A 14,843-nucleotide genomic window follows, 5' to 3' on the forward strand; every position below is an offset into this window, starting at 1 on the left:
ATTCGCGCAGGCTTGGCCCATGACAACGCTCCGCACGGACCCTGCACCCGCGAACGGTAGCCAGCTGCCCCAACGGCCGCAGACGGCGTTGTTCCGTGACCTGGAGCGGCCAGGCCTGATCGTGTCGAATCTCACACCGAACTGGTTCGCGTCGATCATGGGCACGGGGATCGTCGCTGTCGCAGCTGCGTCACTGCCGCTGCAGTTCCCCGGGCTGCGCCTCGCGGCGACGGTCGTGTGGGCGATCGCCGCGGTGCTCCTCGTCGCCCTCACGACCGCGACGGTGCTGCACTGGATCCGCTACCGGAGCACTGCAGCCGGGCACCAGCTCAACCCGGTGATCTCGCACTTCTACGGCGCACCACCGATGGCGTTCCTCACCGTCGGCGCCGGGACACTCCTGCTCGGCAAGGACTGGGTCGGCCTGCCCGCCGCCGTCACCATCGACTGGGTCCTGTGGACCATCGGCACCATCGGAGGACTGCTCACGGCAGTGCTCGTGCCGTACCTGGCGTTCACCCGCCACGAGAACAAGCCCGACTCCGCGTTCGGCGGCTGGCTGATGCCGATCGTCCCGCCGATGGTGTCCGCCTCCACCGGTGCGCTCCTGCTGCCGTACGCCCCCGCCGGGCAGGCGCGGGAGACGCTGCTGTGGTCCTGCTACGGCTTCTTCGGCCTCAGCCTCATCACGTCGCTGGTCGTGATCACGCTGATCTGGAACCGTCTCGCGCAGCACAAGGTCGGGGCCGCCGGCATGGTCCCGACTCTGTGGATCGTCCTCGGGCCGGTCGGACAGTCGATCACCGCGGTGAACCTCCTCGCATCGAACGCCCCCACCGTTGTCGATGCGAGTACCGCGCATGCCCTGCTGGTCGTGGCGCTGGTGTACGGGTTCGCGATGCTCGGCTTCGCGCTGCTGTGGACCGTCATCGCCCTCGCGATCACCATCCGCACTGCCCGCGAACACTTGCCGTTCAGCCTGACTTGGTGGTCCTTCACGTTCCCCGTCGGGACCTGCGTCACCGGCCTGAACGGGCTCGCCCTGCACTCAGGCCTGACCGTCGTTGCCGTCCTCGCCGTCATCTACTACGCCGGCCTCGTCGCCGCATGGATCACCGTTGCCCTTCGCACCTTTCACGGATCCGTCATCCGTGGCACCCTGCTGGCACCGCCACAGCCGGCATGAGTACCCCCGAGGAACTCGCTGACGTTCGATCGCTGAACGGTCTCGCGGAGACGTGGCGGACCGCGCCCGACGGCAGCCGACGGTTCGTCCCGAGCTTCGACCCACGATCCGGCGGCAGATTCAGCCGTGTCCTGGTCCTGATGCAGTCGCCTGGCCCCCAGACCATCGCCGCAGCGCACGCAGCGATCTGCAGCGAGGACAACCCGGGCCCGACCGCGGCCGCGTTCCGAGCAGCCCGTATCGAGTCCGGACTCGCACGCGGCGAGTACGTCCGCTGGAACCTTGTCCCATGGGAACTGCCCGACCGCGTGCGACTCGAGGACATCGACGAGGGGCGGCATGCCCTCGCCACACTGCTCGCGGCCCTCCCCGCTCTCACTGCGATCGTCACGTACGGGGCCGTTGCCCTCGACGGCGTCATGCGACACTTCACCCTGGACGAGCACCCCCGACTCCTTCCGGTCATCGCAGCACCACATCCGTCTCCCGCCAACGGCCGCCACCGATCGGAACAACACCTCCGTTCCGTGCAAGCACTCCGGCTCGCCGCGCGAGCGCGGCAGACGTAACAAATACGAACGATTCCGCTACAACTATCCGTACCGGCGCTCAGTCCGGGTGCGAGGCGCCGTGTCTTGTAGCGGAACCCAGTCCCAGAATCTACGTGCCGCCACTACCCCTCCTGGTCGAGTTTCGCTACGTTCTCTTCATGGGTCACCTTCTCGGGTATGCGCGCGTGTCCACCACAGACCAGGACGCGTCGCTGCAGATCGACGCGCTCAACGCCGCTGGCTGCTACCGCGTGTTCGTCGACACCATGTCCGGGTCGCTCCAACACCGGCCCGAGCTCGACAAGCTCCTCGACCAGCTCCGCCCCGGCGACACTCTCGTCGTCTGGCGACTCGACCGGCTCGGCCGGTCCATCCGGCACCTCATCGATCAGCTGCACGCTCTCGCCGAGCGCGGCATCGGGTTCCGGTCCCTGCAGGAGACCATCGACACCACCTCGCCCGGCGGCCGGCTCGTGTTCCACGTCTTCGCCGCGTTGGCGGAGTTCGAACGGGACCTCATCAAGGAACGCACCAACGCCGGCCTCGCCGCCGCTCGAGCCCGCGGCCGCACCGGCGGCCGACCATCTCGGCTCTCCGCGGACCAGGTGCGCACCGCACGCCGGCTCTACGAACAGCAGGACATGACCGTCGCGCAGATCGGCGACGTGCTCGGCGTTAGCCGCACCACCATCTACCGTGCACTCGCGAAGCACGCCGAGCCCGTCGCGGCGCGACGAACCAAGCCTTCCCCAACGATGTAGCTGGCTATGGACGCGAGCGAGCGGTGGGGCATCCTTCGACTGCACGTCGAGGACGCCATCCCGCTCGCCACCCTGGCCCGCACCACGGGCGTCGCTGAGCGCACCCTGCAACGCTGGTTGGCCCGCTACCGAACCGGCGGATACCCGGCTCTCGCCGACGGCACCCGCACCGATCACGGCGCCCGACGGACGGCACCGGAACTGGTGCGCCTGATTGAGGGGCTCGCACTCACCAAGCCACGACCTTCGATCGCCACGATTCACCGCCAGGTCGACAATTACTGCACCAAACGAGGTCTCTCAGCGCCGTCGTACTCCGTTGTGCGGTCGATCGTGAACGGGCTTGATCCCGGGATGGTGACGCTCGCGCTTGAGGGGCCCGCGTCATATCGGGACAAGCACGAACTGCTGCTCCGACGTCGTGCGGATCGCCCCAACGCGATCTGGCAGGCGGACCACACGATGCTCGATCTGCTCATCGTCGGACCCGACGGCAAGCCCGAACGGCCGTGGTTGACGGTGATCCTCGACGACTACTCCCGCGCGGTCTGCGGGTACATGGTGTTCCTCGGCGCCCCATCCGCCGCGAACACCGCGCTCGCGCTCCGGCAAGCGATCTGGCACAAGCCGGAACCGGACTGGCCTGTCTGCGGGATCCCAGACGTGCTCTACACAGACCACGGGTCCGACTTCACCAGCCACCGAATCGGCGACACCGCCGCCGTGCTGCACCTCCGCATCATCCACTCGCAGGTCGCTCGCCCCCAGGGCCGCGGGAAGATCGAGCGGTTCTTCGGCACCATCAACACCGAGCTGCTCCCAACGCTCCCCGGCCACCTCGCACCCGGATCCTCGGCGCCGGCGCCGACGCCGGCGCTGGATCTCGCCGGTGTCGACAGTGCCATCAACACGTTCATCCGCCGCTACAACGCCCGCATCCACCGCGAGCTCCGGAAGAGCCCACTGGAAGCGTGGATCGCAGACGGGTGGCTGCCACGAATGCCGGACTCCCTCGAGCAGCTCGACGGGTTCCTGCTCACCGTCCCGACCACGCGTGTCGTGCAACGAGACGGCATCCACTTCGAAGGGCTCCGCTACACCGCAACCACTCTCGCACCCTTCGTGGGCAGCACCGTCAGCGTCCGGTACGACCCCCGCGACGTCACCGAGATCCGTGTCTTTCACCGCGACGCGTTCCTGTGCACCGCGATCAGTACCGCGCATCAGACCGAGACCATCAGTCTCAAGCAGATCCAGGCCGCCCGGAACGCGCAACGAAGAGCCCTGCGCGGGCAGATCCGCGAACGCATCGCGATCGTCCGCCCCACACCCGATGATCACACCCCACCAGCACCCGCACCGGCACCGGATCAACCGCGACTGATGACCTACGAGGAGGACCGGTCATGACGAGCCAGTTCATCATCACGAAGGAACACCGTCGGTTCGCGGAGTTCGCCGACGCCGTCCGGAAGCAGAACACCATCGGCGTCTGCTTCGGCCCCGCTGGCGTCGGCAAGACCCTCTCCGCACGCCGCTACGCCCACTGGGACAGCATCGGCCCGTTCATCGCCAGATGGGCCGCACGCAGCGAAGACGACACGAAGATCTACGCCGCCGCCCACCGAGCCCGCACCGTCTTCTACACGCCCGAGGTCTCCGCCACGATGCGCGCCCTGCAGGACGACCTCCGGCACGACATGCTCCGCACCGAACGCTGCATCGAGGAACACCTCCTGCTCCAGGGTCGCCACTTCGACCACGCACACGGCCCCAACCCGTCCCTGCTCGAGCTGATCATCATCGACGAGTCCGAACGCCTCACCGGCAACGCGATCGAGTGGCTCCGCGACCAGTACGACCGCACCGGCATAGCGATGATCCTCATCGGCATGCCCGGCATCGAGAAGCAGTTCAGCCACTACCCGCAGCTCTACAGCCGCCTCGGTTTCGCCCACCAGTACCGTCCGCTCGGCCACGACGAGCTGCTCTTCGTCCTCGAACGTCAATGGCGCAAGCTCGGCAAGACGCTCGACCCCGACGACTTCACCGACGCGCAAGCCATCGCCGCCGTCGAACGCATCACCCGCGGCAACTTCCGGCTCCTTGAGCGCCTCCTCCCTCAGATCCAACGCGTCCTGAAGATCAACGAGCTCGACGTCATCACCAACGACGTCGTCGAGGCCGCCCGCAGCACCCTCGTCATCGGCACCACCTGACCCGACACCGATCGCAGCGAAAACGACGACACAGAGCGAGGCTGCTCACACCCAGGCCAGCCGGAGCTACCCGCCGACTCCTGGGCCCGATTCGGTGTCCGGTAGCCGACCGATCAACGAGACACTGTCGGCCTGTAACGTTCGACGTCGCGCTCTTATCGTTGGTCGATGGATCTCGATCAAGTCTGGCCCTTGTTCGGGCTGCGCCTCATCACTCCCAGGCTGGAACTGCGCCCCCTGCGCGACGAGGACCTTCCCGGGCTCGTCGACGTGGCACTGTCGGGTGTGCACGATCCCGCTCGGATGCCGTTCGGTGTTCCGTGGACGGACGCAGAACCGACAACATTGGCGCATTCTCTCGCGCAGTACCACTGGAAGCTACGGTCCGGAGTGAGCCCTGACTCATGGGGTGTGAGCTTCACCGTGCTCCACCACGGCACGCCGGTCGGCGTCCAGGAGTTGCATGCTCGCCGCTTCGCCGCGCGCAAGACCGTCGAGAGCGGATCATGGCTTGCCCTCGCGCACCAGGGCAACGGGCTCGGCACCGAGATGCGGACGGCATTGCTGCTGTTCTCGTTCGATCACCTAGGAGCGGAGTGGGCGGAGTCGAGCGCAGCCGCTTGGAACGAAGCATCCCTGCGGGTGTCGCAGAAGCTCGGATATGAGGTCAACGGTGTTAGTCGTGCCCAGACTCGCGCGGATGAGGTTGTCGACGAGGTCAGGGTGCGACTACGGCGGGAGGATTTCGCTAGGCCGAACTGGAGCCTGACGACTGAAGGGGTCGAAGCAGCTACTGAGTTCTTGATGTAGCCGGACGGGCAAAGATCCGGACATCTCGTTAGCCGATCGGCCAACGAGACGTTCCATGGGTTTGACTGAATGCCATGGGCCCGCGAAACGATCGGCCGCCCTTCGTCTGTGAGAGACACCGCTGAGTGTGCGAGACGCCGCGGAATGTGGCGGTGTCTCGCGGCGTCCGCGGTGTCTCGCGCAGACGCCGGCGTTTGGCGGGGCGGACGGGAGGCGCGGGGCGAGCGGGCTGCGCGCCTCCCGTCCGACGCCCCGTCTGTGGGAAACGCCGCCGAGTGCGGGAGACGCCGCGGAATGTGGCGGCGTCTCGGGAGGTCCGCGGTGTCTCGCGGAGACGCCGGCGTCCCGCGCCTGCCGCCTCAGGAACCGGGCGGGGGCGGCGCCGTGCTCGCGCGGACCACGAGGGACGCCGGCAGCTGCACGTGCGCCGGTACGTCGCGGCCGCCGAGCAGTTCCAGCAGCATGCGGAGCGCCTCGGCACCGAGGTCGTGCAGCGGCTGCGCGACCGTCGTCAGCGGGGGAGTGGCGTTCGCGGCCTGGGGGACGTCGTCGAAGCCGACAACGGACAGGTCCTGCGGCACGCGGAGCCCGAGTTCGCCGGCGACCTGCAGCACCCCGATCGCCGAGCTGTCGTTCGCCGCGAACACCGCGGTCGGTCGGTCGTGGCGGGAGAGCAGTTCGCGGGCGACCTCGGCGGTGGCGGCGGTCTGGTAGTCGCCGACGCGGACCAGGTCGGGGTCGAACGGGATGCCGGCGGCCTCGAGGGACCGGCGGTACCCGAGCTCGCGCAGTTCCGCCGAGGCCAGGTCGGCACGTCCGCGGATGTGCGCGATCCGGCGGTGTCCGAGGGCGATGAGGTGTTCGGTCGCGGCCCGCGCCCCGCCGACGTTGTCGGAGTCGATCGCGGCGTGGCCCTCGGGCCCGGTGTGCGGGTCGATCGACACGACGGGGATCGGGGTGCTCGCCATCAGGGTGGTGGGGGTGACGACGATCGCGCCGTCGATCAGGGTGCCCGCCAGTCGGGAGAGTGAGCGACGCTCCCAGCCGGGGCGTGCCTCACCGCTGACGAGTCCGGCGTACGCGAGCAGCTCGTACCCGGTGCCGTCGGCGGCGGACGAGATGCCCGTGAGCAACTCGGTCGAGAACGGCTCGAACTCGGTGACCAGGATGCCGATCACGTCGGTGCGGCTGCGGCGGAGACTGCGGGCGACCAGGGAGCTCTCGTACCCGAGCGACTCGATCACCGCGAGCACGCGTTGTGAGGTGGCGGCGGCGACACCGTCGCGTCCGTTGATGACCTTCGAGACGGTCGGGACGGAGACACCGGCGGCCCGCGCGACATCGCTGATGGTGGTCCGCCCCCGCAGGGGAGCCGGACGGGCGATGGCATCCACGTCGACACCGTACCCCGCGCCGGGCCGCTGAGCCGCGGACCGCCACGCACCGAAATCGTTATCGAAATCGATTGACAAGCCGAAAGAGCGCCAGGCATGCTCTCCGTGCGGCCTCGCGGTCGCATGTCAACGACGACTACCGAGGGATTCCACAATGACGAGGAAGAACAGGTTCGCGGCGGCAATCGCCATCGCAGCCGGCACCGCACTGCTCGCCACGGGCTGCTCGAGCGGCGGATCCGCCGACGACGGCAACGGCAACGGCAAGGTCACGATGACCTTCTGGCACAACTCCACCACCGGACCGGGCAAGGCCTACTGGGCCGACACGGTCAAGGCGTTCGAGAAGAAGAACCCGAACGTCACGATCAAGATCCAGGCCATCCAGAACGAGGACCTGGACGGCAAGCTCCAGACCGCGCTGAACTCCGGTGACGGCCCCGACGTCTTCCTGCAGCGCGGTGGCGGCAAGCTCAACGCCATGATCAACGCCGGGCAGCTGCTCGACATCAAGGACTCGATCAGCGCCGACGCGAAGAAGTCGATCAGCGCCGGCACGTTCTCGGGCTACGACGCGAAGGACGGCACCTACGCCATGCCCGTCGCCGTGCTCCCCGAGGGCATCTGGTACTCGAAGGACCTCTTCGAGAAGGCCGGCATCTCGGGTACCCCCACCACGATGGACGAGCTCAACGACGACATCAGCAAGCTCAAGGACGCCGGGGTCGACCCGGTCGCCGTCGGTGCGAAGGACGCCTGGCCGGCCGCGCACTGGTACTACAACTTCGCCCTCCGCGCCTGCAGCGAGAAGACCCTGACCGGTGCCGCGAAGTCGCTGAAGTTCGACAACGCCTGCTGGGCCAAGGCCGGCAAGGACCTCGAGGCCTTCAACGACACCAAGCCGTTCAACGACGGCTTCCTCACCACCGCAGCCCAGCAGGGTGCCGGCAGCTCCGCCGGTCTCCTCGCCAACCACAAGGCGGCCATGGAACTCATGGGCGCGTGGGACCCGGGCGTGATCTCCTCCCTGACCCCGGACGCCAAGCCGCTGCCGGACCTCGGCTGGTTCCCGTTCCCCGCTGTGTCCGGCGGCAAGGGTGACGCCAAGTCGATGATGGGTGGTGTCGACGGCTACTCCTGCACCGCGAAGGCCCCGAAGAAGGCCTGCACCGACTTCCTCAACTTCATCGTGCAGAAGGACAACCAGGAGGGCTACTACAAGGCCTTCCAGGCGATCCCCGTCAACCAGGACGCCCAGTCCGTCGTGTCGGAGTCGTACCTGAAGACGGCGCTCGCCGCGTACAAGGACGCCCCCTTCGTGTCGCAGTACCTCGACACCCTCTACGGCCAGAACGTCGGCAACGCGCTGAACACCAGCGTCGTGGACGTCCTCGCCGGCAAGGGCAACGCCAAGGACATCGTCACCGCCACCAACCAGGCTGCGGCCAAGGGCTGACCATGACCCTCGACACCTCGCTCGGCACGGACCCGGCCACCGGGTCGGACCGCGGCGCGGGGTCCACGCAGGCAGGGCGCGGTGCCTCCACGGCACCGCGCCCCGCCGGGCGTCGGCCCGCCAAGCGGCTCGCGGACTGGCGGCAGCGCGCGGAGATCGCCGTCCTCGCCGGACCCGCCGTGATCGTCTTCGTCACGTTCGTGATCCTGCCCGTGGCCATGGCCGCGTACTACGGGTTCTTCAAGTGGCAGGGCTACGGCCCGCCCACCGACTTCGTCGGCCTGCAGAACTACGTCATCATCTTCCAGGACCAGGCCTTCCGGTCGGTCCTCATGCACAACGGTTTCATCGTCGTCCTGTCGCTGGTGCTGCAGGGCCCGATCGCCATCGTCCTCGCGCTGCTGCTCAACCAGAAGATGCACGGCCGCGGTCTCATCCGCGTCCTGGTCTTCGTGCCGTACGTGATCTCCGAGGTCATCGTCGGCACCGGCTGGAGCCTGCTGCTGCAGTCGAACGGCGCCGTGAACGACCTGCTCCAGGGCATCGGCCTCGGTGGCCTCCGCGCAGACTGGTTGTCCAACCCGGACATCGCCATCTGGACGCTGCTCGTGATCATCTCGTGGAAGTACATCGGCTTCGCGGTGATCCTGTTCCTCGCCGGCCTGCAGAGCATCCCCGAAGAACTGTTCGAGGCCGCCGCGATCGACGGCGCCGGTTACTGGCAGATCCAGCGGCGCATCACCCTGCCGCTGCTCGGGCCGACGATCCGCATCTGGGCGTTCCTGTCGATCATCGGGTCGCTGCAGCTGTTCGACCTCGTCTACATCATCTGGGGGCAGTACATCGCCTCCACCGCAGGCACGTCGACCATGGCGACCTACATGGTGGCGAACGGCCGTACTTCCGGGAACTACGGGTTCGGCAGCGCCGTCGCCGTCGTGATGTTCATCATCTCCCTGGCCGTCGCGCTCATCTACCAACGATTCGTGCTCCGCCGGGACACCGCGGGCGCGATCACCGAAGGGAAGAAGTGATGGCCACCACGAGCATCGTCGCCCCCGGGCGCCGTGCGACGCGTGCACGCCGGTCGAGTGCGGCCATCGGTCGCGCCAACCCGCTCACCTACGTCGTGGCGATCCTGTTCGTCGCCGCGAACCTCGCCCCGGTGCTGTACATCGTGCTGGGCGGCTTCCGCACGAACTCGCAGATCACCACGAGCCCCGCCGGTCTGCCGGCACCGTTCGAACTGGGCAACTACGGCTCGGTCCTCAGCAGCTCGATCTTCTGGCGGGAGCTCGGTAACTCGGCGGTCAGCGCGATCGCGACGACCGTCGGTGTCGTCGTGCTCGGCCTGATGGTCAGCTACATCCTGGCCCGCTACCGGTTCGCCGGCCGCGGTGCCCTCTACGCGCTGTTCGCCGCCGGCCTGATGTTCCCGATCACCGTCGCGATCACCCCGCTGTACCTGCTCATCAAGGACCTCGGTCTGACGGACAGCCTGGCCGGTGTGATCCTGCCGCAGATCGCCTTCGCCCTGCCGACGACGGTCATCATCCTGGTGCCGTTCCTCCGCGCGATCCCCGACGAGCTCGAGGAAGCGGCGTCCATCGACGGCGCCAGCCGCCTCGGGTTCTTCTTCCGGATGATCGTGCCGCTGTCCCTGCCCGGTGTCGTCACGGTCGGGATCCTGGCGTTCATCGCCAGCTGGAACAGCTACATCCTGCCGCTGTTCATCCTTAACAACGAGGGCAGCTACACGCTGCCGCTCGGTGTGCAGGCGTTCTCATCGCAGTACTCCGTCGACACCGCGAAGGTGCTGGCGTTCACGTCGATGTCGATGATCCCCGCGCTGGTCTTCTTCACGATCTTCCAGCGCCGGATCGTCGGCGGTCTCACCGGGGCGGTCAAGGGATGACGATCACCAACGAACCCCGGCAGGTCGACACGGTCCGCACCGACCTGTCGGACCCGGCCACGGGCCTCCCGGCCGTCCCCGAGGTGAGCGACCGCGTCCGCGACCTGCTCGCCCGGATGACGCTCGAGGAGAAGACGGCGCAGATCGTCGGCTACTGGCTCGACCAGAACGGCGTCGTCGCGCCCATGCAGGGCGAGATGGCGGCCGCGCAGGACGACCGGGCCACGTTGCCCGACGTGACCCGCGACGGCATCGGGCACTACACCCGCGTGTACGGCACCCGCCCGGTCGACGCCGAGGAGCGGGCCGCCTGGCTCTGGCAGGAGCAGCGTCGCCTGAAGCGGGAGACGCGGCTCGGCATCCCCGCGCTCGTGCACGAGGAGTGCCTCACCGGACTGGCCGCCTGGAAGGCCGCGACCTTCCCGACCCCGCTCGCGTGGGGCGCCTCGTTCGACCCGGAACTCGTTGAGCAGGTCGGCCGTGCGATCGGCGACTCGATGCGCGAACTCGGCATCCACCAGGGGCTCGCCCCGGTGCTCGACGTCGTCCGCGACCCCCGCTGGGGCCGCGTCGACGAGTGCATCGGTGAGGACCCGTACCTGGTCGGCACGGTCGGCACCGCGTACGTCCGCGGCCTGCAGGACGCCGGCGTGCACGCCACACTGAAGCACTTCCTCGGCTACTCGGCATCCCGCGCCGGACGCAACCACGCGCCCGTCTCCGCCGGGCCGCGCGAGATCCGCGACGTGTTCCTGCCGCCGTTCGAGATGGCACTGCTCGACGGCGGCGCCCGCTCGGTGATGAACTCGTACACCGAGACCGACGGCGTCCCGATGGCCGCCAACCCCGAGTACCTGACGACCGTGCTGCGTGAACAGCTCGGCTTCGACGGCACCGTCGTCGCGGACTACTTCGCGATCGCGTTCCTCGAGGTCATGCACGCCGTCGCCGCCGACCGCGGGGAAGCGGCGGCGCTCGCCCTCGAGGCCGGCATCGACATCGAGCTGCCCACCGGCGACGCGTACCTGCAGCCCCTGCTGGAGCGCGTGCGGTCCGGCCAGCTCGACGAGGCGTACGTCGACCGAGCGGTCCTCCGTGCGCTCGCGCAGAAGGAGGCCCTGGGCCTGCTCGACCCCGAGGCGTACGAGGACGAACCGCCCACCGGCGTCGACCTCGACTCAACGCGGCACCAGGCGCTCGCCCGGCGTCTCGCCGAGGAGTCGATCGTGCTGCTCGGCAACGACGGGGTCCTGCCGGTCCGGCAGACCCCCGGCACCGTCGCCGTGATCGGCCCGAACGCCGACCGCGCCGAGGCGCTGCAGGGCTGTTACTCGTTCGCGAACCACGTCCTCGCCGCCCACCCCGGACTGCCGCTCGGGTTCTCGATCCCGACGGTCGCCGAGGCGCTGACCGACGCGTTCGCCGGCGCGTCGGTCCGGGTCGTCGAGGGCTGCACGGTCGAGGGGGAGGACCGGACCGGCATCGCCGACGCCGTCGCCGCCGCGATGGCGGCCGAGCTCGCCGTCGTCGTCGTCGGCGACCAGGCGGGCCTGTTCGGCCGCGGCACCGTCGGCGAGGGCAACGACTCCGAGTCGCTCGACCTGCCCGGCGTGCAGCGCGACCTGGTGGAGGCCGTGGTCGCCACCGGCACGCCGGTCGTCCTGGTGCTCCTCACCGGCCGGCCGTACGCCGTCGGCTGGGCGCTCGACGGGGAAGGGCCGCGGCCCGCCGCCGTCCTGCAGGCGTTCTTCCCCGGTGAGGGCGGCGGTCTCGCGATCGCCGACGTCGTCACCGGTCGGGTGAACCCCTCCGGTCGGCTGCCGGTGTCGCTGCCCCGGTCCGCCGGTGCGCAGCCGTACTCGTACCTGCACCCCGCCCTGGGCGGCCCGTCCGACGTCACCGCGACCGACTCCACGCCGGTCCGGCCGTTCGGCTTCGGCCTGTCCTACGCCTCGTTCGACCACACGGACCTGGTCGTCGACGACGCGGTCCGTGCCGGTTCGGCGTTCACCGCCAGCATCACGGTGACGAACACCGGCTCGGTCGCCGGCGCCCACGTCGTGCAGCTGTTCGGGCACGACGTCGCCGGGTCGGTCACCCGCCCGGTCGTGCAGCTGCTCGGCTACGCCCGCGTCGAACTCGACGCCGGCGCCTCCGTCCGGCTCGCCTTCACCGTCCCCACCACCCGCCTGGCGTTCAGCGACCGGCGCATGGTCCGGATCGTGGAACCCGGTGACGTGGAGGTCTGGGTCGGCTCGCACGCGGCGGCCTCGGCCTCCGTGGCGGACGCCGACACCGCGACCGGAGGCGTCATCGTCAACGAGCGCGCCACCGCGCCCCGGGTCCTGCCCGGCACCGCGACACCGCGCGCGGTCCTCGCGGTCGAGGGACCGGTGCACGAGGTCACCACCCGCGACGCGCGACTCGTCACGTGGGAGATCGTCGGCTGACGGGGAACCGGCCGGTGACGGCCAGTCGCGGGGGAGCGCGACACCGTCGGACGGGAGGCCCGTGACCAGCTGGTCACGGGCCTCCCGTCCGTCCCGGGGTCGCGTCGCTGACCCGGACCGGTCACGATCGTCCCTGTCGCTGCGCGCTCCGCGCGGGCTAGGGTGGCGGCGATGAGCAGCGCTGCCGATCACACCCGCACGTCCTGGACCGGACGCCGGGGGCCGTTGCTGACCCTCAGCCTCATCGTCGGGGTGTCGCCCTTCGCGACCGACATGTACATCCCGGGGCTGCCGGCCATCGCCCGCGACCTCGACGTCTCGACCGCCGCCGTCCAACTCACCCTCACCGCGTTCCTCGTCGCCTTCGCGGTCGGGCAGATCGTCGTCGGACCGATCAGCGACGGCGTCGGACGGCGCCGGATCCTGCTCGGCGGGACGGCCCTGTTCGCGGTCGCCGGACTGGTCTGCGCGATCGCCCCGGACATCGTGACCCTGGTCGTGGCGCGCGTGGTGCAGGGCCTCGGCGGCGCAGCCGGCGCGGTGGCGGGTCGAGCGATGGTCGGCGACGCGGCCACCGGGACGCAGCGCAGCCGGCTGTACTCGACGCTCGCGGTCGTCAACTCGGTCGGGCCCGTCGTCGCACCGCTCGCCGGGGGCGTCGTGCTGTCGTTCTCGACCTGGCGCGGTGCGTTCGTCGTGCTCGCGGTCCTCGGCGCCGTCCTCACGATCGCCGCAGCACGCCTGCTGCCGGAGACCCTGACCGAGCCGACCCCCGGTGGCCGGTCGCCCCGGGCCGTGCTCGGACGGATGGCGGAGTTGCTGCGCATCCCACGGTTCCGCTGGTACCTCGTCACCGGGTGCTGCGGGACCATCGGCTTCTTCTCGTACATCGCCACCTCGTCCTTCGTGTTCCAGCAGCAGTACGGCTTCGGCGAGGGGCTCTACACGCTCGTCTTCGCCTCGAACGCGTCGTGCATGATCGTGTCGACCCTGGTGTTCCGGCAGCTCGTCGGCCGCGTCGCCGAGGACCGGCTCTACACGATCGGCCTCGCCGTCGGCACCGCGGGGTCGGTGCTCGTCCTGCTCGGCGCGGTCAGCGGGGCCGGGCCAGCCGTGGTCTGGCCAGCGCTCGCTCTCGTCACCGCCGCGTGGGGCTGGGTGATCCCCGGGTCGATCACGCTGACGCAGGCGCTCGGCCACCGGCACCCCGGGACCGCCTCGGCGCTGGCCGGTGGGCTGACGTTCGGGCTGGGCGGGTTGGCGACGCCGCTCGCCGGAGCGCTCGGCGGCACCGCGACGGCGATGGGCGGGATGATGGCGGGGTTCATCGCGCTCGGGCTGGTCGTGCAGGTCTGGGCATCGGCGCGTGACCGGCGGCGGGTGGTCGGCTCGCGGTGAACGCCGCGTCGCGGTGGACGCCGCGTCGCGGTGGACGCCGCGTCGCGGTGGACGCCGCGTCGTCCGGCTTCCTGCTGACACGTCGTCGTGGTGGGCGTCCCTAGGGTGGAGCGATGCCGACGTTGAACCGCATGCCCGTCCTGCTCGCCACCGGCTCGATCGCCATCCCCGTCGCGGAGGCCCTGGTCGCCCTGCCCGCCGGCGTGGTGCAGCGGATCGAGGCGTCGCCGATCGACCCGGACCTGGCGGACACGGCAGCCTTCTCCGAGGCGTACGGCTTCCCGGTGTCCGGCGGCGCGAACTGCATCGTCGTCGCGGGCAAGCGTGGAGACACCGTGACGTACGCCGCATGCGTGGTGCTCGCGTCGACGAAGCTCGACGTCAACCGCACCGTCAAGGGGCTGCTCGGTGCTCGGAAGGTCAGCTTCGCGCCGATGGACGACGCCGTCGAGCGCACCCGGATGGAGTACGGCGGCATCACGCCGATCGGGCTGCCGGCGGACTGGGCGGTGTACGTCGACTCCCGGGTGCTCGAGGTGCCCGAGGTCGTCATCGGTGCGGGTGTCCGCGGGGCGAAGCTGCTCCTGCCGGGTGCGGTGCTCGCCGAACTGCCGCGGGTCGAGGTCGTCACGGGGCTGGCGGTCGAGCCCGACGGGCCGGTTGCTGCGGCTGACGCTGCCGCCGACGGGCCGTCGGACTGACC

12 protein-coding genes are annotated in these 14,843 nt (G+C 69.6%); 11 read left to right on the forward strand and 1 reads right to left on the reverse strand.

Features of this window, described 5'->3' with window-relative positions; genetic code table 11:
* Nucleotides 1-121: 121 nt before the first annotated feature.
* The 5 genes from JOD51_RS03660 to JOD51_RS03680 all read left to right on the forward strand — a co-directional run bounded on the left by JOD51_RS03660 (nt 122) and on the right by JOD51_RS03680 (nt 5,527).
* Nucleotides 122-1,186, forward strand: a complete 1,065-nt coding sequence (locus JOD51_RS03660) for a TDT family transporter (RefSeq protein WP_240614499.1) — start codon at nt 122-124, stop codon at nt 1,184-1,186.
* 709 nt (nt 1,187-1,895) lie between these two features.
* Nucleotides 1,896-2,498, forward strand: coding sequence for a recombinase family protein (locus tag JOD51_RS03665; protein ID WP_055960814.1), 603 nt, complete (start codon nt 1,896-1,898; stop codon nt 2,496-2,498).
* 6 nt (nt 2,499-2,504) lie between these two features.
* The gene (locus JOD51_RS03670) at nt 2,505-3,908 is read left to right on the forward strand and encodes a TnsB C-terminal domain-containing protein (protein ID WP_071301383.1); all 1,404 of its coding nucleotides are present in this window, start codon (nt 2,505-2,507) and stop codon (nt 3,906-3,908) included.
* Nucleotides 3,905-4,717, forward strand: coding sequence for an AAA family ATPase (locus JOD51_RS03675; protein ID WP_055960810.1), 813 nt, complete (start codon nt 3,905-3,907; stop codon nt 4,715-4,717). The genes JOD51_RS03670 and JOD51_RS03675 overlap by 4 nt, the downstream gene beginning before the upstream one ends.
* A 168-nt stretch (nt 4,718-4,885) precedes the next feature.
* Nucleotides 4,886-5,527 (forward strand): GNAT family N-acetyltransferase, encoded by a 642-nt coding sequence (locus JOD51_RS03680; protein ID WP_204607079.1) that lies wholly within the window; start codon nt 4,886-4,888, stop codon nt 5,525-5,527.
* A 359-nt stretch (nt 5,528-5,886) separates the two neighbouring features.
* Here the strand turns inward: JOD51_RS03680 and JOD51_RS03685 are convergent, their stop codons facing one another.
* On the reverse strand, nt 5,887-6,921 hold the full coding sequence (locus JOD51_RS03685) for a LacI family DNA-binding transcriptional regulator (protein ID WP_259559248.1): 1,035 nt from the start codon (nt 6,919-6,921) through the stop codon (nt 5,887-5,889).
* Between the two features lie 154 nt (nt 6,922-7,075).
* On the opposite strand from JOD51_RS03685, the gene JOD51_RS03690 reads away from it, so the two are divergent.
* From JOD51_RS03690 to JOD51_RS03715, 6 genes are all read left to right on the forward strand, one after another.
* Nucleotides 7,076-8,377, forward strand: coding sequence for an ABC transporter substrate-binding protein (locus JOD51_RS03690; RefSeq protein WP_204607080.1), 1,302 nt, complete (start codon nt 7,076-7,078; stop codon nt 8,375-8,377).
* 2 nt (nt 8,378-8,379) lie between these two features.
* A complete protein-coding gene (locus tag JOD51_RS03695; protein WP_111074509.1) occupies nt 8,380-9,411 on the forward strand; it encodes a carbohydrate ABC transporter permease in 1,032 nt (343 codons plus the stop codon).
* Complete coding sequence (locus tag JOD51_RS03700; protein ID WP_204607081.1) at nt 9,411-10,292, forward strand: carbohydrate ABC transporter permease; 882 nt, start codon at nt 9,411-9,413, stop codon at nt 10,290-10,292. Before JOD51_RS03695 ends, JOD51_RS03700 begins: the two co-directional genes overlap by 1 nt.
* Nucleotides 10,289-12,742, forward strand: a complete 2,454-nt coding sequence (locus tag JOD51_RS03705) for a beta-xylosidase/alpha-l-arabinosidase (RefSeq protein WP_204607082.1) — start codon at nt 10,289-10,291, stop codon at nt 12,740-12,742. Before JOD51_RS03700 ends, JOD51_RS03705 begins: the two co-directional genes overlap by 4 nt.
* A gap of 171 nt (nt 12,743-12,913) precedes the next feature.
* Nucleotides 12,914-14,140 (forward strand): multidrug effflux MFS transporter, encoded by a 1,227-nt coding sequence (locus JOD51_RS03710; protein ID WP_204607083.1) that lies wholly within the window; start codon nt 12,914-12,916, stop codon nt 14,138-14,140.
* Between the two features lie 113 nt (nt 14,141-14,253).
* Complete coding sequence (locus JOD51_RS03715) at nt 14,254-14,841, forward strand: YbaK/EbsC family protein (protein ID WP_204607084.1); 588 nt, start codon at nt 14,254-14,256, stop codon at nt 14,839-14,841.
* Nucleotides 14,842-14,843 lie beyond the last annotated feature (2 nt).

Origin of the sequence: Curtobacterium herbarum, from assembly GCF_016907335.1 — a bacterium.
Lineage (GTDB): Bacteria > Actinomycetota > Actinomycetes > Actinomycetales > Microbacteriaceae > Curtobacterium > Curtobacterium herbarum.